This is a genomic window from Neobacillus canaveralius (genome assembly GCF_047237705.1).
Taxonomy (GTDB): Bacteria; Bacillota; Bacilli; order Bacillales; family Cytobacillaceae; genus Neobacillus; species Neobacillus niacini_K.
Genome location: NZ_JBDFLL010000001.1, coordinates 2,252,843 through 2,278,540 on the forward strand (window position 1 = coordinate 2,252,843; position 25,698 = coordinate 2,278,540).

At 38.2% G+C, this 25,698-nt stretch carries 29 protein-coding genes and 11 tRNA genes; 35 read left to right on the top strand and 5 right to left on the bottom strand.

The features are described 5' to 3' along the window. Positions 1-16: 16 nt before the first annotated feature. The 7 genes from abc-f to mug all read left to right on the top strand — a co-directional run bounded on the left by abc-f (position 17) and on the right by mug (position 6,154). Positions 17-1,891, top strand: coding sequence for a ribosomal protection-like ABC-F family protein (gene abc-f, locus ABC255_RS11565; protein ID WP_412998541.1), 1,875 nt, complete (start codon positions 17-19; stop codon positions 1,889-1,891). A 98-nt stretch (positions 1,892-1,989) separates the two neighbouring features. After that, on the top strand, positions 1,990-2,982 hold the full coding sequence (mgrA, locus tag ABC255_RS11570) for an L-glyceraldehyde 3-phosphate reductase (protein ID WP_412993619.1): 993 nt from the start codon (positions 1,990-1,992) through the stop codon (positions 2,980-2,982). 96 nt (positions 2,983-3,078) lie between these two features. Next, positions 3,079-3,507, top strand: a complete 429-nt coding sequence (locus ABC255_RS11575; RefSeq protein WP_412993620.1) for a cell wall hydrolase — start codon at positions 3,079-3,081, stop codon at positions 3,505-3,507. A gap of 100 nt (positions 3,508-3,607) precedes the next feature. Continuing rightward, positions 3,608-3,808, top strand: coding sequence for a hypothetical protein (locus ABC255_RS11580; RefSeq protein ID WP_412993622.1), 201 nt, complete (start codon positions 3,608-3,610; stop codon positions 3,806-3,808). Positions 3,809-3,926: 118 nt separating this feature from the next. Beyond that, a complete protein-coding gene (locus ABC255_RS11585) occupies positions 3,927-4,922 on the top strand; it encodes a Na+/H+ antiporter NhaC family protein (RefSeq protein ID WP_412993624.1) in 996 nt (331 codons plus the stop codon). A 96-nt stretch (positions 4,923-5,018) separates the two neighbouring features. Further along, positions 5,019-5,594, top strand: a complete 576-nt coding sequence (locus tag ABC255_RS11590) for a YitT family protein (protein ID WP_412993625.1) — start codon at positions 5,019-5,021, stop codon at positions 5,592-5,594. 50 nt (positions 5,595-5,644) lie between these two features. Continuing rightward, positions 5,645-6,154 (top strand): G/U mismatch-specific DNA glycosylase, encoded by a 510-nt coding sequence (gene mug, locus ABC255_RS11595; RefSeq protein WP_412993627.1) that lies wholly within the window; start codon positions 5,645-5,647, stop codon positions 6,152-6,154. Positions 6,155-6,301: 147 nt separating this feature from the next. Here the strand turns inward: mug and shc are convergent, their stop codons facing one another. Continuing rightward, the gene (gene shc, locus ABC255_RS11600; protein WP_412993628.1) at positions 6,302-8,167 is read right to left on the bottom strand and encodes a squalene--hopene cyclase; all 1,866 of its coding nucleotides are present in this window, start codon (positions 8,165-8,167) and stop codon (positions 6,302-6,304) included. Between the two features lie 154 nt (positions 8,168-8,321). On the opposite strand from shc, the gene ABC255_RS11605 reads away from it, so the two are divergent. From ABC255_RS11605 to ABC255_RS11625, 5 genes are all read left to right on the top strand, one after another. Continuing rightward, the gene (locus ABC255_RS11605; RefSeq protein ID WP_412993629.1) at positions 8,322-9,386 is read left to right on the top strand and encodes a DUF2515 domain-containing protein; all 1,065 of its coding nucleotides are present in this window, start codon (positions 8,322-8,324) and stop codon (positions 9,384-9,386) included. Continuing rightward, positions 9,313-9,762, top strand: coding sequence for a CBO0543 family protein (locus tag ABC255_RS11610; protein WP_412993630.1), 450 nt, complete (start codon positions 9,313-9,315; stop codon positions 9,760-9,762). The genes ABC255_RS11605 and ABC255_RS11610 overlap by 74 nt, the downstream gene beginning before the upstream one ends. A 213-nt stretch (positions 9,763-9,975) precedes the next feature. Next, positions 9,976-10,425, top strand: coding sequence for a peptidylprolyl isomerase (locus ABC255_RS11615; RefSeq protein ID WP_412998542.1), 450 nt, complete (start codon positions 9,976-9,978; stop codon positions 10,423-10,425). A 309-nt stretch (positions 10,426-10,734) separates the two neighbouring features. Further along, positions 10,735-12,429, top strand: coding sequence for a recombinase family protein (locus ABC255_RS11620; protein ID WP_412993631.1), 1,695 nt, complete (start codon positions 10,735-10,737; stop codon positions 12,427-12,429). A 120-nt stretch (positions 12,430-12,549) separates the two neighbouring features. Then, entirely contained in the window at positions 12,550-13,335 is a 786-nt protein-coding gene (locus tag ABC255_RS11625; protein ID WP_412993633.1) for a divergent polysaccharide deacetylase family protein, read from the top strand. 33 nt (positions 13,336-13,368) lie between these two features. Here ABC255_RS11625 and ABC255_RS11630 read toward each other — a convergent pair whose 3' ends face one another. Beyond that, a complete protein-coding gene (locus tag ABC255_RS11630) occupies positions 13,369-13,854 on the bottom strand; it encodes a hypothetical protein (protein WP_412993635.1) in 486 nt (161 codons plus the stop codon). A gap of 166 nt (positions 13,855-14,020) precedes the next feature. On the opposite strand from ABC255_RS11630, the gene ABC255_RS11635 reads away from it, so the two are divergent. Then, entirely contained in the window at positions 14,021-14,776 is a 756-nt protein-coding gene (locus ABC255_RS11635; protein ID WP_412993637.1) for an exodeoxyribonuclease III, read from the top strand. A 94-nt stretch (positions 14,777-14,870) separates the two neighbouring features. Beyond that, positions 14,871-15,644 carry a class I SAM-dependent methyltransferase gene (locus tag ABC255_RS11640; protein ID WP_412993638.1) on the top strand — a complete coding sequence of 258 codons (774 nt, stop codon included), beginning with the start codon at positions 14,871-14,873 and terminating at the stop codon, positions 15,642-15,644. A gap of 47 nt (positions 15,645-15,691) precedes the next feature. On the opposite strand, the gene ABC255_RS11645 is transcribed toward ABC255_RS11640, so the two are convergent. Then, a complete protein-coding gene (locus tag ABC255_RS11645; protein WP_412993640.1) occupies positions 15,692-15,838 on the bottom strand; it encodes a hypothetical protein in 147 nt (48 codons plus the stop codon). Positions 15,839-16,121: 283 nt separating this feature from the next. Between ABC255_RS11645 and ABC255_RS11650 the strand changes: the two genes are divergently transcribed. The 21 genes from ABC255_RS11650 (at position 16,122) to ABC255_RS11750 (ending at position 24,063) form a co-directional block, all read left to right on the top strand. Next, positions 16,122-16,206: transfer RNA gene (locus tag ABC255_RS11650), tRNA-Leu, on the top strand. 36 nt (positions 16,207-16,242) lie between these two features. Beyond that, a tRNA-Gly gene (locus ABC255_RS11655) sits at positions 16,243-16,317 on the top strand. A gap of 5 nt (positions 16,318-16,322) precedes the next feature. Further along, positions 16,323-16,411 (top strand) — tRNA-Leu (locus tag ABC255_RS11660). Positions 16,412-16,440: 29 nt separating this feature from the next. Beyond that, positions 16,441-16,517 (top strand) — tRNA-Arg (locus ABC255_RS11665). A gap of 8 nt (positions 16,518-16,525) precedes the next feature. Beyond that, positions 16,526-16,602: transfer RNA gene (locus ABC255_RS11670), tRNA-Pro, on the top strand. Positions 16,603-16,617: 15 nt separating this feature from the next. Beyond that, a tRNA-Ala gene (locus tag ABC255_RS11675) sits at positions 16,618-16,693 on the top strand. Between the two features lie 75 nt (positions 16,694-16,768). Next, positions 16,769-16,845 (top strand) — tRNA-Met (locus ABC255_RS11680). 22 nt (positions 16,846-16,867) lie between these two features. Next, positions 16,868-16,960, top strand: a tRNA-Ser gene (locus tag ABC255_RS11685). Between the two features lie 29 nt (positions 16,961-16,989). Next, positions 16,990-17,074: transfer RNA gene (locus ABC255_RS11690), tRNA-Tyr, on the top strand. Positions 17,075-17,111: 37 nt separating this feature from the next. Then, positions 17,112-17,185: transfer RNA gene (locus ABC255_RS11695), tRNA-Trp, on the top strand. Between the two features lie 7 nt (positions 17,186-17,192). Further along, a tRNA-Leu gene (locus ABC255_RS11700) sits at positions 17,193-17,273 on the top strand. A 258-nt stretch (positions 17,274-17,531) separates the two neighbouring features. After that, positions 17,532-19,214 (top strand): CoA-disulfide reductase, encoded by a 1,683-nt coding sequence (locus ABC255_RS11705; protein ID WP_412993642.1) that lies wholly within the window; start codon positions 17,532-17,534, stop codon positions 19,212-19,214. Positions 19,215-19,254: 40 nt separating this feature from the next. Continuing rightward, entirely contained in the window at positions 19,255-19,482 is a 228-nt protein-coding gene (locus tag ABC255_RS11710; RefSeq protein WP_412998543.1) for a sulfurtransferase TusA family protein, read from the top strand. A gap of 135 nt (positions 19,483-19,617) precedes the next feature. Further along, positions 19,618-19,881, top strand: a complete 264-nt coding sequence (locus ABC255_RS11715) for a metal-sensitive transcriptional regulator (RefSeq protein ID WP_412993643.1) — start codon at positions 19,618-19,620, stop codon at positions 19,879-19,881. A gap of 107 nt (positions 19,882-19,988) precedes the next feature. Then, positions 19,989-20,468 (top strand): DsrE/DsrF/DrsH-like family protein, encoded by a 480-nt coding sequence (locus ABC255_RS11720; protein WP_412993644.1) that lies wholly within the window; start codon positions 19,989-19,991, stop codon positions 20,466-20,468. A 33-nt stretch (positions 20,469-20,501) separates the two neighbouring features. Then, positions 20,502-20,861, top strand: a complete 360-nt coding sequence (locus tag ABC255_RS11725) for a rhodanese-like domain-containing protein (protein ID WP_412993646.1) — start codon at positions 20,502-20,504, stop codon at positions 20,859-20,861. A gap of 18 nt (positions 20,862-20,879) precedes the next feature. Next, positions 20,880-21,176: a rhodanese-like domain-containing protein gene (locus ABC255_RS11730; RefSeq protein WP_412993648.1), complete on the top strand. Its 297-nt coding sequence runs from the start codon at positions 20,880-20,882 to the stop codon at positions 21,174-21,176. Positions 21,177-21,229: 53 nt separating this feature from the next. Next, positions 21,230-21,805: a sulfurtransferase TusA family protein gene (locus ABC255_RS11735; RefSeq protein WP_412993649.1), complete on the top strand. Its 576-nt coding sequence runs from the start codon at positions 21,230-21,232 to the stop codon at positions 21,803-21,805. A 54-nt stretch (positions 21,806-21,859) separates the two neighbouring features. Beyond that, positions 21,860-22,987: an MBL fold metallo-hydrolase gene (locus ABC255_RS11740; protein WP_412993651.1), complete on the top strand. Its 1,128-nt coding sequence runs from the start codon at positions 21,860-21,862 to the stop codon at positions 22,985-22,987. Positions 22,988-23,006: 19 nt separating this feature from the next. Then, the gene (locus tag ABC255_RS11745; RefSeq protein ID WP_335536831.1) at positions 23,007-23,234 is read left to right on the top strand and encodes a sulfurtransferase TusA family protein; all 228 of its coding nucleotides are present in this window, start codon (positions 23,007-23,009) and stop codon (positions 23,232-23,234) included. A 52-nt stretch (positions 23,235-23,286) separates the two neighbouring features. Beyond that, positions 23,287-24,063, top strand: coding sequence for a sulfite exporter TauE/SafE family protein (locus ABC255_RS11750; protein ID WP_412993652.1), 777 nt, complete (start codon positions 23,287-23,289; stop codon positions 24,061-24,063). Between the two features lie 61 nt (positions 24,064-24,124). Here the strand turns inward: ABC255_RS11750 and ABC255_RS11755 are convergent, their stop codons facing one another. Both ABC255_RS11755 and ABC255_RS11760 read right to left on the bottom strand, forming a co-directional pair. Continuing rightward, positions 24,125-24,499, bottom strand: a complete 375-nt coding sequence (locus ABC255_RS11755) for a rhodanese-like domain-containing protein (RefSeq protein WP_412993654.1) — start codon at positions 24,497-24,499, stop codon at positions 24,125-24,127. A 316-nt stretch (positions 24,500-24,815) separates the two neighbouring features. Then, complete coding sequence (locus ABC255_RS11760) at positions 24,816-25,658, bottom strand: MerR family transcriptional regulator (protein ID WP_412993656.1); 843 nt, start codon at positions 25,656-25,658, stop codon at positions 24,816-24,818. Positions 25,659-25,698 lie beyond the last annotated feature (40 nt).

Consider the following 25,698-nt stretch of genomic DNA (forward strand, 5'->3'; position numbering starts at 1 on the left):
AAAAAGGAGAATGAACATGATCGTATGCAGTGTAAATCATATAGCAAAATCATTTGGCGGAAATATAATTTTTGAAGATTTATCTTTTGAGGTCCACGAAGGAAACCGGGTGGGATTGGTTGGACGAAACGGCTGTGGAAAAACGACTTTATTAAAGCTGCTGGCAAACCAAGAAACAGTAGATGGCGGCGTTATACATTGGAAAAAGGGGCTGAAAATTGGCTACCTGGCACAAATTCCTGATTATAAGGACCTAACTGTTAAGGAAGTCTTAAAGACTGCATTTGACCAGTTAGTCGAAACAGAATCAAAACTACAACAATTAGAAGTCGAAATGGGGCAAGAGCTGACTCCTCCCCACTTACAAAGGCTCATGGACCAATATGGAAAGCTCCAAGATGATTTCATATTAAATGGCGGCTATGAAATGGACGCACAAATGGACCGTGTTTCGCATGGGTTAAATATTATTGAGCTTTTAGATAAACCTTTTTCACTGTTAAGCGGCGGGGAAAAGACAAAGGTTGGTTTGGCTTTAAGCTTACTAAAGAAACCTGAACTTTTATTACTTGATGAACCGACAAACCATTTAGACTTAATGGCAATTGAGTGGCTCGGGACATTCCTTAAGGAATATACAGGAACTATTATTTTAATTTCTCATGACCGTTACTTTTTAGATGAAGTGGTTACAAAAGTACTGGATATGGAAGATGGCGAAATAGAGCTATACCATACAAACTTTAGCGGCTTTGTAAAAGAAAAAGAAGAACGATTGTTACGGGAGTTTCAGGAATATCAGGAGCAGCAGCGGAAGATTAAAAAAATGAAGGAAGCGATTAAACGCCTCCGTGATTGGGCCAATCGTGCCAATCCACCCAGTGCCGCCCTTCATAAACGAGCTACCAATATGCAGAGGGCACTCGACCGCATCGAGAAACTGGATCGTCCGAAGCTGGATGTGAAAAAAATGGCGATTGATTTTGAAGCCAACGATCGCAGCGGGAAAGATGTAATTAAACTAGAGGATGTCTCAAAAAACTTTGGTAGTCGGACACTTTTTGAAAAAGTAAATATGCTTGTTCAGTACAAGGATCGGATCGCGATCGTTGGTGAAAACGGAACAGGTAAATCAACGCTGTTAAAAATGATTCTTGGTGAGTGTGAGAGTGACCAAGGATTTGTTAAGGTTGGCAGCAATGTGAAAATCGGCTATTTGTCGCAGCATGTTTTCCATACCATTGGAGATGACCGGTTAATCGATGTATTTCGTTCGGAAGTAAGTGTTAATGAAGGGGAAGCACGCAATATTTTAGCTCGGTTTTTGTTTTACGGACCAGCAGTTTTTCGTAAGGTGAATCAATTAAGCGGCGGAGAAAGAATGCGCTTGCGCCTTGCACAGCTTATGTATCAGGACATAAATCTACTCATACTCGATGAACCGACGAACCACCTGGATATTGATTCATGTGAGGTTTTAGAAGAAGCACTCGAACAATTTAATGGCACGATTCTAGCTGTGTCTCATGACCGTTATTTTCTCAATAAATTATTTAATAAAATTTATTGGCTGCAGGATGGGACGGTTTACTTCTTTGATGGGAATTATGACTGGGCAAAGGGGAAATTAGGTGCTTTAAAAGTGGTTCAACCGGCTTTGACTGAAAAAATAACACCAAAAAAGGTTAATAAGCCGCAAACAGCTGCAGTGCCTGTGCAGGTTGTGGATATAGAACAAAAGCTTGAGGAGCTAGAAACTCAAATTCACTTATTGAAGCAGAGGATGGATTCAGGATTAGAGCTCGAAATGCTACAAAAACAATTCACAGAGTTAGAGCGGTTAGAAACAGAAATAGAACATTTATATAAACAACTTGATGATGTAATTTAGATACGACCCACCCTCAAGAGAAAAGCTTCTCTTGGGGGATTTTTTATTGCTTTGGTAACGTTTATAATGATAAGTGATATGAAAAAGGAGGGGTTTGAATGGTGTATCAAGCTGAAGAGTCTCGATATGGTACGATGAAATACAATAAAAGCGGGGTGTCTGGCCTGCAATTGCCAGCTATATCACTAGGTTTATGGCATAATTTTGGCGGAGTGGATACATACGAGAATGGCCGTGCAATGCTAAGAAGAGCATTTGATTTAGGAATTACTCACTTTGACCTTGCAAACAATTACGGACCACCCCCAGGATCCGCAGAAGAAATGTTTGGACACATGTTAAAAACGGACTTTGCACCTTACAGGGATGAAATGATTATTTCCTCTAAAGCTGGTTATACCATGTGGCCTGGACCCTATGGGGATTGGGGTTCAAGAAAATATCTGATTGCAAGTTTAGATCAAAGCTTAAAACGGATGGGGTTAGATTATGTAGATATATTTTATTCACACCGACCAGATCCAAATACACCTATAGAAGAAACAATGGGTGCGCTAGATTCAGTGGTTCGTCAAGGTAAAGCCTTGTATGTTGGAATTTCAAACTATAGTGCAGAACAAACAGAGGAAGCCGTAAAAATCTTGAATCGATTGGGAACGCCATTAGTCATTCATCAGCCAAGCTATTCCATGCTAAATCGCTGGATAGAGGAAGGTTTACAGGATGTTTTACAAGAAAATGGTGTCGGCTCCATTGCATTTTGTCCGTTAGCACAAGGTTTGTTAACGAATAAATATGTAAACGGCATTCCAACTGATTCTAGAGCTGCTAAACCTGTGAGCTTCTTAAATAAAGACCAAGTAACAGAGGAAGTTGTAAATCGCGTGAAAAAGCTGAATGAGGTTGCAGTTGAACGCGGCCAAAATCTAGCACAAATGGCTCTGGCCTGGGTTCTCAGGGGAGGAAGGGTAACTTCCGCTCTAATAGGGGCAAGTCGAGTAAGTCAAATAGAAGAGAATGTTGCGGCATTAAAAAATCTTTCGTTCTCAGAGGAAGAATTAAATAGAATCGAAGATATATTAAAAAGTTAAACGCGACATATTATAAGTAAGGATAATTCAGCCATACAGTCAACGAATATTCCCGCAAGAATACGATATAGGTATACGTGCATGGGGGATGATGTGATGGCAGTTGTGAAAGCTAGGTCTTCGGATATTGATCTTTTAGCGAGGCTCCTAAGGGCAGAAGCTGAGGGAGAAGGTACCCAAGGGATGCTGATGGTGGGGAATGTTGGTATTAATCGTATTCGTGCAAACTGCTCTGATTTTAAGGGTATCAGAACAATTCCACAAATGATTTACCAGCCACATGCCTTTGAAGCGACTAAAAAAGGTTATTTTTATCAGCGTGCTAGGACAGCGGAAAGGCGTTTAGCCCAAAGAGCCGTTAATGGTGAAAGAATTTGGCCTTCTAAGTTTGCACTTTGGTATTTCAGACCGCAGGGTGATTGCCCTGGGACATGGTATGATCAACCTTTTGTAGCACGATTTAAGCGTCATTGTTTTTATCAGCCGTCAGCAGAGGAATGTCAGAACATTTTTAACACCTTTTAATTTGAATGGAGCCGTAAATTCGCGGCTCCATTTATTTTGCTTTCCGAAATTTACAACAATCATTATAATTAGATTTATTAAAGCTTAAGGTTGGTATAAAATGAATAGTTTCTCGATAAAACAATTAACTTTTCTCCTTACAGTAACGATAACAGGAGTCATTTTCTCTGTCATTTTCCATCATCCACTCGTCATTGGGTTTCTGCCGGGTTATCTAGTTCTTGTCTATCTATCAAAGCAAAATAAGCAATCTGTTAAACAAATATTCCAAATTAGTATTAGAGGTATTTTTCAAGACTAAGATTGTTATTCTTATACTTTTCCTAGTAAGTTTTCTGCTTCCTTCGTGGTATCTGTCAGGAACCATTGACCAAACGGTTAAGGTCGCTCTCTATCTCATAAATCCTCACTACTTTTACGTGTTAACGTTTTTTGCAGCGATGGTCTTTTCGATGCTACTCGGTACAACGGTGGGAACACTTAGTGCGATTGGTATTCCCATTTTGGGGACTGCCGTGGTTTTAAACCTGCCAACAGCAGTTGTCGCTGGTGCGTTGGTTTCAGGTGCGTTTGTCGGAGACCGAACTTCGCCATTTTCAAGTGCTCATCAGCTTTTAGCCCATACATTAGAGCTGCCTGTTAAAAAGCAATGGAGTGCTATGTTCCTTACGACGTTAATCGCTGTAGTACTGTCCATGTTATTTTATGGTGGATTTGACTTCTTTTCGACTGAAAAAATAATTCAGACCGTTACATTTGAGTGGAGTGAGTTAACGTTACTGCAGTTTATTCCGCCCGTTATTCTACTGCTCTTTGTCTTGTTTAGGCTGAGCATTATTTATGCCTTTTTATCGAGTATCCTAAGTGCTGCTATTATTTCAATAGTAGAAGGCGCCGCTCTTCCAAAAGTAGCTTCAGCTTTGTGGAATGGGATTGAAGGTCTCGGCGGTGGTTTCCTTCATATGTACGAACTGCTGCTGTTTCTTGCTTTGGCGGGCGCCTATAATGGGTTAGTGGAGGAATTGAATGTCATTCAGCCTTATTTGGATAAATGGCTGCAAAGTTCAACTTCTTTAACAGGTGATACATTAAAAACCTTCTCAGCCACTTTATTAATTAGTGTGATTGCGGCTAATCAAACGCTGCCGATTATCCTAACAGGGAGGTCCTTCCTGCCTCATTGGAAAAATAAATATGGGGAAGAGGAATTAGCAAGAGTAATGGGGGATACGACGATGTTATTCCCTGGAATGGTACCGTGGAGTGTGCTTGCGATTATGTGCAGCACCATTGTCGGGGTTCCTATCTTGGAGTATTTACCTTATGCGTTATTTTTATGGATCTTACCTCTTTTAACCATAATGGTTTCCCTGTTCAAACATGTCAAAAAATCTAAAAGAGCAGTAGCTGCTTAACAAAACGGAGGTTATGCTCCGTTTTTTGTTGTGAATGAACGGCCTTGTACAAACATATATGTGTTTATATAGATATTTGGACAAGGGATGGTAACCATGCTGAAAAAATTAGCTGTGATTGGATTTGGCAGTACGATGATTGGCATTGGGGTGAACGGATTTATCTTGCCCTTCCACCTTATAAATGGCGGAATGTTTGGGATAAGCTTATTATTTAATTATCTGTGGCAATTTAGTATTGGGTTAACTTTTGTATTTTTGAATATTCCGGTTTACCTGCTAGCATATAAATCGGATCTTAATTACTTTTTGTATGGCTTAATAGGGGCTATTTTTTCAGGCTTCATGATTGAATTCTTAGTCCCTTTAAAAGATGTATTTCATTTACCAATCATTAGCTCTGTCATCATCGGTGGTGTGATCATCGGAATCGGGGTAGGTACCATGTTAAGAAATCACATCAGTCCAGGAGGAATGGATCTGCTCGCATTATTGCTGGCAAAATGGACAAAGATTAACGTCGGAATCATTTCTTATGCAATTGATACAGTGATTATTATGTCGAGTCTCCTTCTTCTTCAGGAACCTAGATTACTATATTCATTGTTAATCGTTTCAATCATTGGGTTACTAGCAACTGGCATAACTTCCTGGAAGCAGTATGAAAATTGAGCTAGGTTTAGTAATATAGGGTCACAATGTTTTTTGAATAGAGGGTTAATATGTTGAAGCCAGTTAACGATCATATAAAAGAGAATTTAAAGATTCTATTTGTCGGATTCAATCCGAGTATTCGTTCAAGCGAAACCGGCCATCATTTTGCCAATCCCAACAACCGATTTTGGAAGATCTTACACGAAGCAGGATTAACTCCTCGAAAGTACCTGCCTGTAGAAGATGCCAAGCTGTTAGATTTGGGGATGGGGCTAACTAATATTGTTGCAAGACCAACAAAAGCAGCGGATGAGATTACAAGGGACGAATACAAAGAGGGTAAAGAGTTGCTCCGGAAAAAAATCGAGAAGTTTAAGCCTAAGGTGGTTTGTTTTGTAGGTAAGGGAGTTTATCAGGAATATAGCGGCTCGAAGAATGTTCCCTGGGGAAGGCAGGAGGAAGGAGTCGTTCCAGGGACAATTGACTTTGTTGCCCCATCCTCCAGCGGACTTGTAAGGATGAAAGTGGATGAGATCGTAGAAATTTATAAGGAGCTTGGTGAAATCACTTTTTCCTGAACGTGACTCCAATTTTGTTCTGTGTATATATATCCATATAATTAGATACCCGTGCCAGGCATCCGCCTGGCATTTTCAGCATCACGTTGGGCTGTGAAATTAATTAGGCAGATAAACAAAAGGAATTTGCAGGTAAAATGGAATCTGCTATTTTTCGAACTTTTTACGATAATGTGCCAAAGCCAGTAACGGAAAGATATAACGATAACTATGGTAGTGTATATAAAAAGCACCGGCCATTCCTTGTCCTTTGGGGTAGGCTGTGGTCCAGTCCTCCTTTTGCAAATTCTCCAATAAATACGAGATACCTTTGCGAATCGCAGGCGTTGGTTTATCCAAAACACTAATTAAAGAATCCAATGCCCAGGCTGTATGAGTTAGAGTGCTTTCCCCAAGTGGCACATAGGTTTGTCTGCTATCGCTGTAACAGGATTCGCCCCAGCCGCCATCCCTGTTTTGAATTCCTCGCAGCCATTCTATGGCTTTTTGAATACTCTCATCGCTTTCTGGAACTCCAACCGCTGCTAAACCCGTCACTGCTCCCCACGTGCCGTAAATATAACAAATCCCCCATCTACCATACCAAGACCCATCATGCTCTTGGTGATCAAACAGCCATTTTACGCCCTTTTTAATACTTTGATGGTCTTTTGCCAAATTGGTATAGTTTCCAAAGAATTCAAGGGTACGCCCAGTAATATCTGCACATGATGGGTCGGTTAGGATAAACTCAGCCTTCTCAATCGGCAGGAATTCGAAAAGCTTGGTATCCGTATTTTTTTCGAAGGCTGCCCAGCCGCCATCATCATTCTGCATCGATAACAACCAGTTAATCCCCCGGCTCCAGGTATCTTGATTGCCAGCGCCCATTCTCGAAATCGACCTTAACGAGGCAGTCGTATCATCTACATCAGGGTTGATGGTATTAATATTAGAGAACCCCCAGCCTCCTGGTAAACTAGTAGGATTATGGATCACCCAATCTCCGAATTTAGTATGCTGTCTTTTTAGTAAATAGTGATTGGCAGCACCAACCATAGGATCTTCAGGTGAAATCCCAGCTTCTTGCAGGGCATAGCCAATTAACGAGGTATTCCAGACATTTGCTGTCGTGTATTGCATGTGCGGGAGTCCGTCTATAGCGCATCTCATTGACTTAATCCCATCAATCGCTTTCATGATAACAGGGTCGCTTTTCTTAAATCCTAGTGAAATCAGCGCAAAAATCATTAAAAAAGTAGAGCTGTAATAGCTGTAAAACGTACCATCCTCTTCAATGTGGTCGAGCATATATTTTTTAGCACGCTGAATTGCCAGTTTATGAAGCTGTTGGGGCAGCCCTAGTAGATTCTTTACACCTTCTTCAATAAAAGAAAAGAGAGAACGCATTTCCTCTGAACGAATCCACGATTCAGAATTTTCCCTGCCTGCTCGTAAATCTGAGAGGTCAGGACTCCGATCTGTCTTAATCGATAGTTTCTTATCAGCAAGAATCATCATAGGCGTTAAATTTGCCCTGCCGTATACGGAAAAAGAATAGAAATTGATTGGGAAAGAGAGTGGTAATAAAATAATTTCAATCGGCAGAGGGGAGAAGGAGGGCCATTTTAATTGCCCGGTTATGGCCATCATCACTTTTGTGAACATATTAACCTCTTCAATTCCACCCTTGGATAAAATAAACTTTTTTGCAGTTTGAAGGCGTTTATCCTTTTTGTCATAGTATCCGGAGTATAAAAGGGCGTAATAGGATTCCGCTGTAGCCGTAAGATCTCCTTCCCGTTGATCGTAAAAAAGTTTCCAACTTCCATCTCTTTCTTGTCTGCTCAAGATCCTCTTAGAAAGATCCTTTATTAATTCCTCATCATTAATTTCTAATGTCCGTAATAATATGATCATATAGGCATCTGTCGATAATCCAGTTTCAAATGGATAATTCCAGGAGCCATCGGGAGACTGATCCCTTCTAAGTGTCTCCACCAGCCAATCAATGCCTTTACTTGTATCGGTCATCGTAACGTTCAGTCCTCTCCAAATTGGTTATTCTCATCTATACATATTCAGAAAGTAGAAAGAGAATTCTCCGAGGGAGGTTATCGTTATTTTATTTATCAGAAGCCGGGAAAAACCGTCAATTGAAACCATTAAAGATGAATTAAAAGCAAAAATGAAACAACCTGCCGACATCGTCTACCATAAATTAACCAGAGAGGAGCAAGGTCTTTTAGATAGGATAAAAAGGGATACTAGAGATTTGAACCAGAATAATGTCACAAGGACGAAGGCTTATTTTGACTTATATCAAAAACATCCCGAAATCCATTGGGCTTTCTTAGGACATATGGTGTCTAGAAATGGCGGATGGAACATGACCGATTTAAAAGGTGAATTTCTCACACGACTGCTTACAGATAAAGAAAGGAATGCCTATTTTTCATTCTTAGAACAAGGGAATTGGCTGATTTTTCAAGACGCTTATCCACAATTTTTACTATACGGTGAAAGTTTAAAAAGAAATAAACCGCTTTTTTACCTTTTACACTTTTTGAACATATCCTCCTTCATGGAAACGATTTGGAATTATTTTTGGAGAAAGCGGGACTCATACATTCTTACAATGGCTTTAGTTATCAATGAACAAAATTATTTAGAAAAAAGAGTGATTCAGAATCCAGCTTATAAAAAAGATGTTCTGAATACCTTGGAATTTAAACTACAGGATTACCTTTCTTTTAATCATATTTTGTTTCCCTATCAAAAAAAGAGTCTAGCCGGGCAAACACTTCACCAGTTTCAATCCTTACATGAACGTATTTTATTAGGAAAAAGACTGTACGCTGTACTTTTTAAAAAAAAGGAATTATTAAACCATTTTGTACAGTGGGCTGAATCACACCGCCATACAGGGTCGAGGAAGGATTATTGGCCGCATATCTTTAATAATGTCAATGAAGGAATACCTGGAATACCCTATCAGCTTCGATTAAATGCCTGCAAGCTGAGATGGGGTGCGAAAAAAATTTATAGTCCTGATTTATTGTCAGCGTGGAAAAACGTTCAGCACCAAGAAGCGGAAAAGGGAGATTGGTTTCGTGATTGGCAAGCAGCCGACTATCTCTCGGAGCATACCGAAACACAAATCAACGGGGAGATTGAATATGAATACTGTAAAACGCTCGAAAGGCTTGAACTTGCCGCCTTGGCAAAAAAAGTCATTACCATTTTTGATTAAAGAATATGCTCCTGTCTTAGTTTTGGCCATTTTACTAGGGACTAGCTTAGATCTTTACTTTGTCGGGAAGAAATTGTACATGTTCCCGATTCGACCGTTTCCTGAAGTGTTTTCGTTTAATATTGCTTTTACCTTTGTAGGACTGCCAATTCTTGTCCTGGTATATGTGATGAAGATGAAGCAGGTGAATAAATGGGGAAAAGTGGGAATCGTATTATTCCTCAGCTTATTAATGCCTATATTTGAACGTTTTTCTGAACTATTTGGCCTTTTTGAGCATTCAAGTGAGTGGAGGCATATGTATAGCTTCTATGGTTACTTCATTTTTTTCTCGTTTACCTATTTATTTTACAAATTAACAAATAAAGAACAGTAAAAAAGCCAAGACCGAAGTCTTGGCTTTCTGTAATGCCGCTACCAACGACACTACGTACCCCTTCCGTCCGTACAGTGGTTAAGTGTCCCGCAACAAGCGAATGTTCGGAAGGGGTACTGTTATAATACCACATTTTCATGAATTTAAACCATGAAACTTTCTTTTCTGCTTTGGAAAGTGTATGATGAAAATGAATTTTTTTACATAAAGGAGATGTTAATTGTGGCAAAAAAAGGTTACATAGTTATGGAAAATGGAGAAAAGATGGAGCTTGAATTTTACCCTAATGAAGCCCCTAACACAGTTAAAAACTTTGAGGACTTAGCAAACTCTGGTTTTTATGACGGTGTTGTTTTTCACAGAGTAATCCCAGGCTTTGTAAGTCAAGGTGGAGATCCTACTGGTACTGGAATGGGCGGTAGCGGAAAGAATATCAAATGTGAGACAGAAGGAAATCCCCATAAGCATGTAGCTGGTTCTTTATCAATGGCTCATGCAGGTAAAGATACAGGCTCATCACAGTTCTTTATCGTTCATGAGCCACAGCCTCATTTAAATGGAGTTCACACTGTTTTTGGACAAGTAACATCAGGTCTTGAAACTGCTCTTAAAATGAGAAATGGTGATAAAATGCAAGAAGTAAGAGTATTTGACGCGGAGTAATCATCAGTAAGGGGAGAGCAGCTATGCTCTCTTTTTTTTGCTTTGAATTGAGCTATTTGAAAATTGTCCTCAAGTCAATTTAGTGTTATAATCTAAATATAAACACGAACGTATGTACCTGTTTGGTTTTTAATAAAATCCCCGTAAATTACACCAAGGCATTTCTACATTAGCGAAAGTCGCAGCAAGAACGTATTTATTTTGAGTAACATCGTACTAATTTCCTTGAATATTTGTTTGTGTTTTTTTGGACTGATCGATCTCAGATAACAACAGAATATTTAATTAAGCTGAGAGCGAGGAATACATATGAAAAATAAAGCGAAAGTCTGGGCATACTACAGGGTATCTTCTGATAGACAGGGACCAGATGGTGAAGATTTTCCCATGCAAAAAACTCAATGTCATTCTTTTGCAGAGCAAAAAGGATGGCAGATAACAAAAGAGTTAACAGAAAAACTGTCAGGATATAAAACAGCAATCGAGGACAGGGAGGCCCTAAAGATAATTAAGCAGGGAGCTGTTACAGATGATTTTGATATTTTGCTCGTTTACCATTCTGATAGATTAGGCAGACAAATCGAGTACAGCTTATGGATTGCATCCCTTTATAATCTTGGAAAACAGGTATGGTCAGTCAAAGAGGGAGAGCTAAAAAATCAGGAGCATGCAGATGCATTGCAAAACTTTATCAGATATTGGCAGTCAGAGGGAGAAAGTAAAAAGACTTCCATGAGGGTAAAGGATGCAATGAAACAGCTAAATGAGGAAGGTTACTATCTTGGAGGTACTATTCCATATGGCTATAAGCTAGTAGACACAGGAGAGAAAAGGAATAGCCAAAAGGATAAAACCATTAAAAAGATTGTCGTTAATCCTGATGAAGCAAAAGTTGTGAAAATGATGTTTGATATGACTACTAAAAAGCTCATGGGAGGCTCTACAATAGCCCAAGAGTTAAATCGTATGGGATTGACTAACAGAGGCAAGTTATGGAGACATAATACCATAACAAGGATGCAGAGAAATCCAATCTATATGGGGCATAAAAAGTACAACACTTCTAAGTTTGCTGGAACTAGAAGTACGCAAAGAAAAGAGACTAAAAGATATGAATGGTTGATACAGCCTTATAATCCTGATTTAGTCATTGTTTCTGAAGAGCAGTTTAAAAAGACTCAGGAGCTAATGGATAAAAGAGCTAAAGAGAATGGTTGTTTATCAAAGAAAGGAGTGCCTCTTAAATCACTTGTATTGCTTTCAGGATTAGCAGTTTGTGCGTACTGTGGCCATAAGTTGAAATCTGATTTTACTAAAAAGAAAAGAAAAAATAAGGGTGGCACAGTGATTGAGTATAGGACTTACAGATATAGTTGTCATTATGCTAAAAATAATCCTATTGGTCATGGAAAGAGATGCTATGGTGCAGTTACAATAGATAAGCAGGTTGAGGAAGAGATCATGAAGGCGATTAGTTCCATCAAGGTAGCTGATATTAATTCTCAGAAAGTTTCATCTGATTTTGAGCAACTTGACGCAAAAAAAATACAGATTAAAGAGATTGAGAAGCAGTATAATGACGTAAGTAAGGCATTAATTAATGTTGAAAAGCTGTTTGATGAAATAATGTTAGGTAAGTCCAAAATGAATATTGAGTTTGTTTTAAATAAACTGGAGGAGTTTGGAGCTAAGAAGATTGACCTGTTAGAAAAGATTGATAAGTACAAGAAAGAAATTGAGCATACTGAGGCCAATGGCTCTGATATTGATAAGTTAAAGTATCAGCTAGAGAATTGGCTAGATACCTATATGAATTGTATTGACTTACAGGAGAAAAATGTGATGCTTTCTAAAGTGGTTAGAGAAGTAGTTATCTCTAAGGATTCCTTTGGAATAAAGTTTAATAACACTATTGAGAAGGCTTTAGAAGGCAGTTTGTACTCAGATGCGAAAGCAATGAGAAATGGCGACATCATGGAAAAAGTGGAAGTATACGACGAATAGGATTTACTCAAAGAGAGCCGAGCAGTTGGACTCTCTTTTTTTTGTCCATTCCATAACCGTAAGAATGAATCGACTCTCACAGGGCAAATTAACGTAAAAACATCACCATCGGAGGTTTTTATGAAAAAGATTGCTCTGGTTCTGATCCCATTTCTTTTGCTGTCCTTTCAAAATCCATCTTTTGCTGAAAAAAAAGAGGAGAAGCAGCGCATGGCAGCCATTATTATCGATGATTTTGGCGGTGGAACGGGTGGAGTAAGAGATTTCCTTGAAGGTAACATTCCCATTACCGCAGCGGTCATGCCATTTACCGAACATTCAAAGAAACATGCGGAATGGGCGCATAAAAATGGTTTTGAAGTCATCGTTCATTTACCCATGCAGCCGAAAAGGGGAAAGGCCTCTTGGCTTGGTCCGAAACCAATTACGGTCGATTTATCACCTAAAGAGGTGAAGAAAAGAGTAGAGGGTGCATTAAAGTCAGTTCCTTATGCAGTAGGGATGAATAATCATATGGGATCTCTTGCGGTAGAGAATGAGGAAATTGTTAGAGCGATCGTTGAGGTAGCAAAGGAGAGGAAGTTATACATTATCGATAGCGGGACAAGCCCTAAATCGAAATTCCCAGAAGTGGCAAAGGAAATGAATGTACCGCTTTTAAAAAGGGATGTTTTCCTTGATGATATATCATCATCGAGCCACGTGAGAAAACAGATGATGAGATTGGCAAAAATAACTGAATTCACTGGCCGTGGAATTGCCATTGGTCATGTTGGTGTTACTGGTAAGGTATGTTCTGTAGGGATATTTCAATCAATGGAAGAATATAAACAACGTAATATCAGAATCGTGCCTGCTTCTCAGTTATTTTCCACAAAACTGACCGAACAATATTTTATTCCATGAAAAGGGCAACTTTCACAGTTGCCTCTTTTGGTGTCATCTAGCGATCTTTTTCTTTTCAAAGATGATTTGGAAAAGATATAAGAGAACAGCTTTGAATAAAAAGATAAGTAAAAAGTTGAATTTACTTAATCTAATCAGTGAGGCATACCCTAGCTTTTTTAGAATTGGGAGTTGAATATAAATAAAAAAAGCATCTATACAGAAATTGGTAAGAAAATATCGTTTTAAATTTCCAAAGGTAAACTTCATAATCCAAAGTGTTCCAATAAAAAATGGCCCAATAATTAGTGGAAGTTCTCCGATTACTTTTGGAAAAAGCCTTTTGTAAAACAACCACCATAATCGTTTGTGTGCAAACAAACTTTCAATGACAACAATAAGGCATATAAACAATGCACCTGGGGTAAAACGCTTAAAAGTTTTCTTTCCTAAAAAAGGAGTAGAGAGCCAGGGAACAACAATCATTATGATAAAAACAAACTTTTCATATCTTGTTAAGAATTTAATTAAATCTTTCATAAGGACATCCTTTTTTTATTTTATATATTTCCTGTTTTTTGGAAATTAATGTGCGTTTTTTTTGTAAAAGTAATGATTAATCGAAGTGCTATCCTTCTTTGTATAAAGCTGTTACAATGTGTTCTATCAATCTATGATAAGTAAATAGCTGAGGAAGGGATAAATCATGAAGTTAGTTTCTTGGAATGTCAACGGGCTTAGAGCCTGTGTAAATAAAGGATTTTTAGATTATTTTAAAGAAGTTAATGCAGATATTTTCTGTGTTCAGGAGACGAAATTGCAGGAAGGTCAAATCTCCTTGGACCTTGAGGGATATCACCAATATTGGAATTATGCAGTCAAAAAAGGCTACTCAGGGACAGCGGTTTTTACCAAAAAAGAGCCTATTTCTGTCTCTTATGGTGTAGGTAATGAGGATTCACAAGAAGAAGGAAGAATCCTTACATTGGAATTTGAAGGTTTTTACCTTGTGAACGTTTATACACCAAACTCACAAAGAGATTTAGCGAGACTAAACTATCGGTTAGAATGGGAAGATCAGATTATCTCCTATTTAAGAGAATTAGACCAAGTTAAACCTGTTGTATTATGTGGGGATTTAAATGTTGCCCATCAGGAAATTGACCTAAGAAATCCTAAATCTAACTTAGGTAATTCAGGTTTTACAGTGGAGGAACGAGGAAAAATGACTTCACTGCTGGAGTCAGGGTTCATAGATAGCTACCGCTACTTTTATCCGGAAAAAGAAGGAGCCTATACATGGTGGTCGTATATGGCTAAGGTACGTGAGCGGAATATTGGCTGGCGGATTGATTATTTTATTGTTTCAGAAAAACTACGTGATAGGCTAACCAATGCAGATATTCATTGTGAAGTAATGGGGAGTGATCATTGTCCTGTGGTTTTAGATTTTGAATTTTAAAATACCATAACTTTTTCTTATGATAATTCATAAAAACCTCGTAATTTTAATTATTACAATTCTAGATTATATTAGAATTAAGAGGTGATATAAAATGGATATTAAAAAAGACGTTCAAGAGCAATTTGGGAGTAATGCTGCTTCCTACGTTTCTAGTGCTATTCATAAGGATGGAAAAGACTTATTGAAGATGGTGGAAATGGCAGAACTCAATGGTCAGGAAGTACTGCTTGATATTGCTACAGGTGGGGGACATACGGCCAACGCGTTTGCACCTCTAGTTAAAAAAGTGACAGCGGTTGACCTTACTGCAGAAATGTTAGCAGCGGCTGAGAAATTTATTATAAAAAACGGCCATCAAAATGTGGAATTTGTTCAAGGTGACGCTGAACAGCTTCCTTTTACAAATGAATCGTTTGATATTGTTACCTGCAGGATTGCACCACACCACTTTCCGAATGTGGATTTATTCATAAAGGAAGTATATCGTGTATTGAAGCCAGGCGGGCAATTTTTATTGGATGATAACGTTGTACCTGAAACGAAAGAATATGATCAATTTTATAATACGATAGAGAAAATACGTGATTATAGTCATTTTCGTGCGTGGAAAAAATCCGAATGGATACAAAAACTTGAGGAGAGCGGTTTAGAAGTTTTTGAATGGCATCGTTTTGAGAAGACGTTTCGATTTGAATCGTGGTGTGCCAACATGAAGCTTTCGGAGACGGATAAAAATCATTTAACCAAGTTTATTCTTGAATCTTCCGATGAGATTAAAAATAAATTTAGAATACTCATACAGGATGAAAAAATTATTTCATTTAATGGGGAAGCGATTATTTTGAAGGCGTTAAAACGCAAGTAAAAAAACCAGTGTATGAAAGAGAACAGTCTCTTTGATACACTGGTTTTTTAGAATTCAAAAGGACTGTGCAGGTCATTTAGGGCAGTACCGAAAACATCAAATTCAGGTGACTTTTCACTATTCGTTACGGTTTCGTCTTGATCTCCCTGATTTGCGGGCATTTTTTCGATGTCTTTCTTTTGATTATAACTCAAGGTTGCATCATCTCCTTTATTGCGGAATGAATTATATTGTATTTTTACCCAATAAAAAGGTTCTAAAACATATTTTTATCTTTTCGTTACAACATCTACATAGTGTAGGTTGGGGAATTTATGATATTGTGGGATAATAACTATGTGATTTTGCACTTTTAAAAAAAACTTAAAATTTAGTGTTGATTTTTGTCGTAATTCGTTGTAAGATTATCAATGTCGCTGATACGACGCAGCAAAGTTAGCAACTTAGTTTTCTAGTTTGTTTATTATCACATTATATGCGGGTGTGGCGGAATTGGCAGACGCACCAGACTTAGGATCTGGCGCCGCAAGGCGTGGGGGTTCGACTCCCTTCACCCGCACCAAAGTTTTTTGCGATAGCAAAATAACTTACCATAAATGCGGAAGTAGTTCAGTGGTAGAACACCACCTTGCCAAGGTGGGGGTCGCGGGTTCGAATCCCGTCTTCCGCTCCAATGTTGCCGGGGTGGCGGAACTGGCAGACGCACAGGACTTAAAATCCTGCGGTAGGTGACTACCGTACCGGTTCGATTCCGGTCCTCGGCACCATTTTCAGAATAGAAGTTATAGTATAAATTGCGCCCGTAGCTCAATTGGATAGAGTGTCTGACTACGGATCAGAAGGTTATGGGTTCGACTCCTTTCGGGCGCGCCATATTTTATCGGGAAGTAGCTCAGCTTGGTAGAGCACTTGGTTTGGGACCAAGGGGTCGCAGGTTCGAATCCTGTCTTCCCGACCATCAAGTACAATTTTTGGGGCCTTAGCTCAGCTGGGAGAGCGCCTGCTTTGCACGCAGGAGGTCAGCGGTTCGATCCCGCTAGGCTCCACCAAGATTAATTTGCGAAGCAAAATAATCAGAGTGTTTTCATGCTAGTGAAAATAACTTATAACTTAATTAGATATTTGGCGGTGTAGCTCAGCTGGCTAGAGCGTACGGTTCATACCCGTAAGGTCGGGGGTTCGATCCCCTCCGCCGCTACCAAATATTAATACTTTCTTAATGCGGAGGAATACCCAAGTCTGGCTGAAGGGATCGGTCTTGAAAACCGACAGGCGGGTCAAACCGCGCGGGGGTTCGAATCCCTCTTCCTCCTCCATAATTTCATATTATTTATTTCTCCAATGTGGAGGGGTAGCGAAGTGGCTAAACGCGGCGGACTGTAAATCCGCTCCCTCCGGGTTCGGCGGTTCGAATCCGTCCCCCTCCACCAAAAAATTTTCGCGTTAGCGAAATAACATTCCATCCATAGGGGTATAGTTTAAAGGTAGAACGAAGGTCTCCAAAACCTTTGGTGTGGGTTCAATTCCTACTACCCCTGCCAATGATTTGCCGGTGTGGCGGAATTGGCAGACGCGCACGACTCAAAATCGTGTTCCTCTGGAGTGTCGGTTCGACCCCGACCACCGGTATCAATTAAAACTGAAATACCTAATAGGTCAATGCTTTGTTCATCAAAGTATTGGCCTATTTTTTTTATAGTCAACTAATTATTGAGGTACTCGTCCAGAGAATCTAATTGTGACGAATATATGAAAGTCTCCAAAATGACTTTACATATATTTTTTCGGTAATATAATACCCTTATAGGTATAAAACCCCCATGGGTATACCGAATAACTATTCACTTAATGTGATGAAAAAGACATTATCAATTTGGAGGGACTATTATGACACAGAAAGTAATAATCGTAGGTGGAGTTGCTGGTGGAGCTACTGCTGCTGCTAGATTAAGAAGAATCAGTGAAGATGTAGAGATTATTCTTGTAGAACGTGGAGAACATATATCATTTGCAAACTGCGGATTACCCTATTACATTGGTGAAACGATTAAGGATAGAAGTAAATTATTAGTACAAACGGTAAAAGGAATGTCTGATCGATTTAATCTTGATATACGCAATCTAAGTGAAGTAATGAACATAAATCCAGAAAACAAAAGAGTTACAATTAAGAATTTACAAACTGGGGAAGTGTATGATGAATCTTATGACAAGTTATTATTATCTCCGGGAGCAAAACCAATTGTACCACCAATTCCAGGGTTAAATGAAAATCAGACATTATTTACGTTAAGAAATATCCCAGATACAGATAAAATTAAAAACTATGTTGATCATAATCATCCCAAAAGGGCTGTTGTTATTGGCGGTGGATTTATAGGAATTGAGATGGCCGAAAACCTTGTGGACAGAGGAATTCAAGTTACACTTATTGAAATGGCCAATCAGATTATGGCACCGATCGATTTTGAGATGGCCAGTATTTTACACACTCACTTAATTGAAAAAGGTGTGAACTTAATCTTAGAAAATGGTGTTCATTCATTCGCCGATCAAGGAAAAAAAGTGCTGCTATCAGATGGAAGAGAAATTCTAACAGAAATGACCATTCTTTCAATTGGAGTAAGACCTGAAAATGAATTAGCCAATACTGCAGGACTTGAGTTAGGAGAGCGCGGAGGAATCATTGTAAATGAATTCCTGCAAACATCGAATGACGATATTTATGCCGTTGGGGATGCTGTAGAAGTGGTCGATTACATTAGTGGTACAAAGGCAATGATCCCATTAGCTGGACCCGCCAATCGCCAAGGGCGTATCGCTGCGAATAATATGATGGGCAAGAACGAGAAGTATCAGGGGACATTAGGTACTTCGATTGCAAAGGTATTTGACTTAACTGTTGCTGCTACAGGAAACAATGAGAAAACATTAAAACGTTTAGGGATTGCCTATGAAGTGGTCCATATTCACCCAAGTTCTCATGCTGGTTACTATCCAGGAGCAGCACCGATTGCATTAAAATTGATATTTAATAAAGAAACTGGAAAGATATTTGGTGCCCAGGCAGTAGGTGCAGACGGTGTTGATAAGCGAATTGACGTTATTGCGACAGCTATTAAGGGTGCCTTAACCGTTGAGGATATAACAAATTTAGAATTATCTTATGCACCTCCATTTTCATCAGCAAAAGACCCTGTAAATATGGCAGGTTATGTGGCAACGAATATTATGGAGGGTGAATTAGAACATATCCAATGGCATGAAGTCGATCAAATCGTTGCTGAAGGTGGACTACTAATTGATGTTCGAGAACCAATGGAAAGAGAATTTGGTTTTATTAAAGGTTCAATTAATATCTCACTAAACGACCTTAGAAATAAATTGGTTGAAATTCCAAAAGATAAGACTGTTTATGTAAGCTGTCAGGTTGGCTTAAGAGGCTATTTAGCAAGCCGTATTTTAAAGAATCATGGTTATCACGTTAAGAATGTCGATGGCGGTTGGAAAACGTACTCCTCTGTATATGGTAACAACTTGAATAAAAGTGATGAGACCAAAAACAAATGACCTTGGCGAAACTGAGGTCATAGAAGCAATAGAAAATGGCATAAAAGCTGATACCGTAGTAGATGTTAGTGGATTAGCCTGCCCAATGCCAATCATTAAATTGAAAAAAGGTATCGATACACTGGAAAGCGGACAAGTCATTAAACTTCTTGCGACTGACCGGGGTGCTTTAAATGACCTGCCAGCCTGGTCAAAAAATGCTGGCCATACTCTCTTAAAAATGCAACAAGAAGAAAAGCTTATTAAATTTTGGATCAGAAAGAAATAAAGAATATGCCAAGGTTTCGTTCATAGCCACTATTTATAGCGAACTTTCTTATAGGTGAATTTGTATTGACTTTATACCTCTAGGGGTATAAAATTGAGTTTGGAAATAATAGTTGACTGTTAGGAGGTAAAAATAATGGAGTATAATGATCAAGTTAAAAATAGAGTCAAACGTATCGAAGGGCAATTAAGAGGAATCTTACGATTGATGGAAGAAGATAAGGATTGTAAAGACGTAATAACTCAGTTGTCTGCCGCTCGTACAGCTATTGATCGAACAATAGGAGTCATTGTGAGCTCCAATTTAGTTGAATGTGTTCGAAAAGCCGAAGAAACAAATGAAAGAAGCGCGGAAGAGTTAATTAAGGATGCAGTAAACTTATTAGTAAGAAGCCGATAAAAAAGGGTAGACACCCTCTTTTATTTTTGTTACTATGATACCCATAGGGGTAATTTTTTTAATCACGAAAATACCCTATAGGGTAAATAAAACAGGAGGTCATTAAAATGACAGAAAAGAAAAAAACTACTATCGTCCTATTAAGCGGTGATTATGATAAAGCAATGGCAGCTTATATTATTGCAAATGGTGCAGCTGCTTATGATCATGAAGTAACGATTTTTCACACTTTCTGGGGGTTAAATGCTTTACGAAAAGATGAAAGTATTTCAGTTGAAAAAGGATTTTTGGAAAAAATGTTTGCCAAAATGATGCCTAGAGGCGCTGACAACATGGGATTATCAAGAATGAACTTTGCTGGTTTTGGTCCTAAGTTAATCAAAAAAGTAATGAAAAAACACAATGCGCTTCCTCTTCCAGAACTCATTGAGATGGCGCAAGAACAGGATGTAAAATTAATTGCATGTACCATGACGATGGATTTACTAGGTCTTCAAAAAGAAGAACTGTTAGACAACATTGAATATGCAGGAGTGGCAGCCTATTTAGCTGAAGCTGAAGATGGTAATGTCAATCTGTTCATTTAATTTCATATCCCCAAAAATTGGAGGTTATAAGGAATGGAATTTATTAATTATTTATTCATTGCACTCTTACTCTTTTTGATTGTCAATCGTTTTATTCCAACAAAAGGCGTAAGAAATATCACAACAACGGAATTAAAAAATGAATTGAATGATAAGAATAAGCAATTTGTTGATGTTCGAACTCCTGGTGAATTTAAAGGAAATCATATCAAAGGGTTTAAAAATATTCCGCTTCATCAACTGACCCAAAAAGCAACTGAGCTTTCAAAAGATAAAGAAGTAGTAGTCATTTGTCAAAGTGGAATGAGAAGTCAAAAGGCTAGTAAGCAACTTAAAAAATTAGGTTTTACAAACGTTACGAATGTTAAAGGCGGTATGAGCGCTTGGTTTTAAAATAAAGGAGGACTAACAATGAGAGAAATGATAGCTAAAGAAGTTGAGACAAAATTAAATGAAGGAACTAAATTAAACATTATTGATGTGCGTGAAGTAGATGAGGTTGCATCTGGAAAAATTCCTGGTGCCCAAAACATTCGTTTAGGATTAGTAGAATTCCGCATGCATGAATTAGATAAAACAAAAGAATATATCATCGTTTGCCGTTCGGGTGGCAGAAGTGCCCGCGCTGTACAATTTCTAGAGTATCACGGGTACAATGTCATTAACATGACAGGTGGAATGATGTCTTGGGAAGGAAAAGTTGAGTAAATTTTTTTAATAAATATAATACCCTAACAGGTATATAAAATGGAGGTTTTAAGATGGAACAAATAAAAGCAAATGTCATTCTAGACGCAAAAGGACTAGCTTGTCCAATGCCTATCGTTAAAACAAAGAAGGCGATGAACGGATTAGAAGCCGGGCAGGTGTTGGGAGTTCAAGCAACAGATAAAGGGTCCAAGGCAGATTTAGCCGCATGGGCACAAAGCACAGGACATCAATATTTAGGGACATTAGAGGAAGGAGAGGTATTAATGCACTACCTAAGAAAATCTTCTAATGATGAAACCATCGAAAGAAAACATCCAAATGTTATCGATAATGATGAACTCGAAAGAAGACTCGAAACAAATGTTAACATGGTGGTTCTCGACGTTAGAGAAAATGCCGAATATGCGTTTAATCATATCCCGAATGCCATTTCTATCCCATTGGGTGAATTAGAAAAACGTATTGATGAACTAAGCAAAGAAGCGGAGATTTATGTTGTGTGCCGAACAGGCAGCCGCAGTGACCTTGCTGCACAGAAGTTAACAGAAAAGGGATTTTCGAAAGTGATTAATGTAGTACCAGGAATGAGTCAATGGTCTGGGAAAACTACGAATATGGTTAAGTAAAAACATCATTTGAAATTTTTTTACCACAAAATATACCGCAGGGGGTACGTCGGAATGACAGTTAAGGTAATGACTTCAAAAGAAGTAACGAAAAAAGTTTTTAATAAAGAAGAATTATTTATTCTCGATGTTCGTAACGAAAGTGACTATCAGGATTGGAAAATTGAAGGAGATAACTTCGAATATTTCAACATTCCTTATTTTGAATTACTAGACGGTGTCGAAGGTATTATGGATAGGGTACCCTCGAATAAAGAAGTTTTAGTGGTATGTGCGAAAGAAGGGTCATCTATTATGGTTGCAGAAATGCTTTCTGATGCAGGGCTTTCGGTTTCTTACCTTAAGGGTGGGATGAAAGCTTGGAGTGAGCATTTAGAACCTGTAAAAGTTGGAGATTTAAAAAACGGCGGTGAAATGTATCAGTTTGTCCGTATTGGTAAAGGTTGTTTATCTTACATGGTTGTATCGAACGGTGAGGCTGCGATTATTGATGCCACCCGTATGACGGACATTTATCTTGAATTTGCTCAAAGTATTGGTGCAAAAATCACTCATGTATTTGACACGCACTTACATGCAGATCACATTTCCGGTGGAAGAAATATTGCAGAAAAAACGGGTGCAATGTATTGGCTGCCTCCAAAGGATGCAATAGAAGTAACGTTTGCTTATCAGGCATTGGAGGATGGTAATGATGTCGAAATTGGAAATGTAAAGATCAATATCCACGCCCTGTATTCACCAGGTCATACGATTGGATCTACTTCATTCATTGTTGATGAGAAATTCTTACTCTCAGGTGATATCTTGTTCATTGACTCCATCGGTAGACCTGATCTAGCTGGCTTGGCACAGGATTGGGTAGGAGATCTAAGAGAAAGTTTATATAAACGTTACAGTGAATTATCAGAGGATTTAATCGTTCTTCCGGCTCACTTTATGATTATCGATGAACTGAATGAAGATGGTAGTGTATCTGAAAAATTAGGAACACTGTTTGCAAAAAACCATGGCTTAAACATCGAAGATGAAAATGAGTTCAGAAAAATGGTAACGGAAAACCTGCCGCCACAACCCAATGCTTATCAAGAGATTCGTGAAACAAATATGGGAAAAATCAAACCAGATGTAGAAAAACAACGCGAAATGGAAATTGGACCAAATCGCTGTGCTGTTCGATAAAAAATAGGAGGTAATGTAAATGGAAGCAAATAAAATTTTAGACGCAAAAGGCATGGCATGTCCAATGCCGATTGTTAAAACTAAAAAGGCAATGAATGAATTAGAAAGTGGCCAGGTTTTGGAGATCCATGCAACAGATAAAGGTGCAAAAAATGATCTTACTGCATGGGCAAAATCAGGCGGACATGAGTTAGTGAAACACGAAGAGGAGAATGATATTTTAAAATTTTGGATTAAAAAAGGGTAAGAAAAAAGGGAACCAAGTTAGGTTCCCTTTTCTTAAAGGGGGAGGAAGTATAATGGATATAACTTTTATTATTACCATTTTCTTAATAGGTTTTATTGGTTCATATATATCCGGGATGTTAGGAATAGGCGGGTCCATTATAAAGTATCCGATGCTTTTATATATTCCACCATTATTTGGTTTAGCAGCATTTAGTGCCCACGAAGTATCCGGTATTAGTGCCGTTCAGGTATTCTTTGCGACTATTGGTGGAGTTTGGGCATATCGTAAAGGCGGCTATTTAAATAAAACGCTAATTGGTTATATGGGAGTAAGTATCTTAATTGGTAGTTTTATCGGGGGCTATGGTTCAAGGTTAATGACCGAAGGTGGTATTAACTTAGTTTATGGTATTTTGGCATTAATTGCAGCTGTCATGATGTTTGTTCCAAAAAAAGGAATTGATGAAATTCCACTTGATCAAGTGAAGTTTAATAAATGGCTTGCAGCATCTCTAGCATTCATTGTTGGGATTGGTTCTGGAATAGTTGGAGCGGCAGGAGCATTTCTGTTAGTTCCGATCATGCTAGTGGTATTAAAAATACCCACACGTATGACGATTGCGTCATCTTTGGCTATAACGTTTCTATCTTCGATTGGTGCCACTATAGGGAAAATTACCACGGGACAAGTAGAGTTCTTGCCCTCCGTCATTATGATTGTTGCCAGCCTAATTGCCTCACCATTAGGTGCAATGGCTGGGAAAAGGATAAACACTAAGATTTTACAAGTCGTACTAGCTTTATTAATTTTAGCTACAGCGATAAAGATCTGGATGGATATACTATAACATCATCTAAATAGAAAGGCCTGTCTACACTCATTTACTCCGTGAGAAAGGCCTTTTTGTGTTAATTTTCAATTTCATATTCCCAGCTATTCATACCACCAGTCATGTTATAAATAGTAGAAAAACGATTACTTGTTAATAGTTCACTGGCTTGGGCCGAACGATTCCCACTTCTGCAAATAATTAAATAGGACTCCTCTTTATCTAAGTCATTCAATTTATTTTCTAATTCTTGCAGTGGTATCAATAGTGCATTGGGGATGTGCCCGACTTGAAATTCTTCAGGAGTTCTTACATCTAACACGATGACTTCCTTGTTGTCGATGAGTTCCTTTGCTTCCTCTGTGTTTACATTTCGATAGCCCTCGGAACTAATTCCACATGCGGAAAGCATGACAACTAAAAATACGAGTAAAAAGTGTAAGAATTTTTTCATATTATAACCACCTGTGAGTAAGGTACCATATGTTTAATTTTTATTCCTTCCTTTCTTATTTGGTTACTTCTATTATACCTTTAGGGGTATGGTAGTCTTGCACCTAAATATGAACGAAAAACAAACATTCTATATTACAAATATTAAGAGACTTCTGCTCGATTGCTGAACTGCCCTTGTTTTTTTCGCTATTTTCTTAAACACAAGATTGGCAGAGGATCAACTTTTACCATAGAAAACTCCAATAGGTAAACTGGAGAGAGACTCTTTCTACATTAAGCGGGGAGGGGATGCTTTACCAATTCTAGTCCTGATATCACAGTTCATCTGATGATGACGGGTCCACTTGAATCATAATTTTGGTAACATAATGCTCTTTATGATTCTTTACAACTGAATCATAGATATATTCTTCAAAAACATATTCTCCTATGTTTACATTTAACCGTTCCATCTCTAAAAAAAGTCGCTTATATGTGTCGTGTATTGTAGTCTCATCCCCAATATGATAGCCGATAATAAAATTCCCCTTAACACTTCTAAAATACGGATATCCTTCCTTTGGATTTGGTTGTTCAATATACAAATAGCTGTAGTTCCTGTATTCACCTTTTAATACTTGCTCCCGTTTCGTGATAACCCCAATGGGATATCCTGTATCAAGATGAGATTCGTTCAATTCATTTAGAAAATCTGATACCACCTCTACAAAATCCTCTTCCGTAATATTTTCAATGTTTTTACTTAAATAAAGTGTTGCTTCTGGTAATGGTTCAAGCGCCACCTGATTAAAATCCAGATGTGATGCTTCTTCTATTAATGCTATTTGTGCCTCTATAAATTTTTCCTTCATTTCAATCTCCTGACGCTTTTTCATAATCTCTTCTTTCTTTTGATACATTAACGTCAAATACCGTTCAGGTGATTTATTTTGCATATAGAGCTGAATATCATTAAGCGACATATCAAGATCTTTTAATAAATCGATCACAAAGAATAACTCTATTTGGTGAATTGAATAATAACGGTAACCTTTTTCATTTTTCAATATCGGAGACAAAAGTCCAATTTGATCGTAATAAAAGAGAGTCTGTTTGTTTACTTTGCAGAGCTTTGCAAATTCACCCGTTGTTAAATATTTTCCATTCTTTTTTTCCATTTCTTACAGTACCTCCCTTGACTATATAGTTACTATATAC

Coding starts and splice junctions, on each gene's coding strand:
- ABC255_RS11750 (WP_412993652.1), top strand. CDS start 23,287: ATGGATATAACTTTTATTATTACCATTTTCTTAATAGGTTTTATTGGT.
- ABC255_RS11760 (WP_412993656.1), bottom strand. CDS start 25,658: ATGGAAAAAAAGAATGGAAAATATTTAACAACGGGTGAATTTGCAAAG.
- ABC255_RS11635 (WP_412993637.1), top strand. CDS start 14,021: ATGAAGTTAGTTTCTTGGAATGTCAACGGGCTTAGAGCCTGTGTAAAT.
- ABC255_RS11630 (WP_412993635.1), bottom strand. CDS start 13,854: ATGAAAGATTTAATTAAATTCTTAACAAGATATGAAAAGTTTGTTTTT.
- ABC255_RS11715 (WP_412993643.1), top strand. CDS start 19,618: ATGGAGTATAATGATCAAGTTAAAAATAGAGTCAAACGTATCGAAGGG.
- ABC255_RS11610 (WP_412993630.1), top strand. CDS start 9,313: ATGAATACTGTAAAACGCTCGAAAGGCTTGAACTTGCCGCCTTGGCAA.
- ABC255_RS11625 (WP_412993633.1), top strand. CDS start 12,550: ATGAAAAAGATTGCTCTGGTTCTGATCCCATTTCTTTTGCTGTCCTTT.
- ABC255_RS11730 (WP_412993648.1), top strand. CDS start 20,880: ATGAGAGAAATGATAGCTAAAGAAGTTGAGACAAAATTAAATGAAGGA.
- ABC255_RS11755 (WP_412993654.1), bottom strand. CDS start 24,499: ATGAAAAAATTCTTACACTTTTTACTCGTATTTTTAGTTGTCATGCTT.
- ABC255_RS11605 (WP_412993629.1), top strand. CDS start 8,322: ATGAAACAACCTGCCGACATCGTCTACCATAAATTAACCAGAGAGGAG.
- ABC255_RS11725 (WP_412993646.1), top strand. CDS start 20,502: ATGGAATTTATTAATTATTTATTCATTGCACTCTTACTCTTTTTGATT.
- ABC255_RS11575 (WP_412993620.1), top strand. CDS start 3,079: ATGGCAGTTGTGAAAGCTAGGTCTTCGGATATTGATCTTTTAGCGAGG.
- ABC255_RS11705 (WP_412993642.1), top strand. CDS start 17,532: ATGACACAGAAAGTAATAATCGTAGGTGGAGTTGCTGGTGGAGCTACT.
- ABC255_RS11745 (WP_335536831.1), top strand. CDS start 23,007: ATGGAAGCAAATAAAATTTTAGACGCAAAAGGCATGGCATGTCCAATG.
- ABC255_RS11615 (WP_412998542.1), top strand. CDS start 9,976: ATGTTAATTGTGGCAAAAAAAGGTTACATAGTTATGGAAAATGGAGAA.
- abc-f (WP_412998541.1), top strand. CDS start 17: ATGATCGTATGCAGTGTAAATCATATAGCAAAATCATTTGGCGGAAAT.
- mug (WP_412993627.1), top strand. CDS start 5,645: ATGTTGAAGCCAGTTAACGATCATATAAAAGAGAATTTAAAGATTCTA.
- mgrA (WP_412993619.1), top strand. CDS start 1,990: ATGGTGTATCAAGCTGAAGAGTCTCGATATGGTACGATGAAATACAAT.
- ABC255_RS11735 (WP_412993649.1), top strand. CDS start 21,230: ATGGAACAAATAAAAGCAAATGTCATTCTAGACGCAAAAGGACTAGCT.
- ABC255_RS11740 (WP_412993651.1), top strand. CDS start 21,860: ATGACAGTTAAGGTAATGACTTCAAAAGAAGTAACGAAAAAAGTTTTT.
- ABC255_RS11590 (WP_412993625.1), top strand. CDS start 5,019: ATGCTGAAAAAATTAGCTGTGATTGGATTTGGCAGTACGATGATTGGC.
- ABC255_RS11620 (WP_412993631.1), top strand. CDS start 10,735: ATGAAAAATAAAGCGAAAGTCTGGGCATACTACAGGGTATCTTCTGAT.
- ABC255_RS11720 (WP_412993644.1), top strand. CDS start 19,989: ATGACAGAAAAGAAAAAAACTACTATCGTCCTATTAAGCGGTGATTAT.
- ABC255_RS11640 (WP_412993638.1), top strand. CDS start 14,871: ATGGATATTAAAAAAGACGTTCAAGAGCAATTTGGGAGTAATGCTGCT.
- shc (WP_412993628.1), bottom strand. CDS start 8,167: ATGACCGATACAAGTAAAGGCATTGATTGGCTGGTGGAGACACTTAGA.
- ABC255_RS11580 (WP_412993622.1), top strand. CDS start 3,608: ATGAATAGTTTCTCGATAAAACAATTAACTTTTCTCCTTACAGTAACG.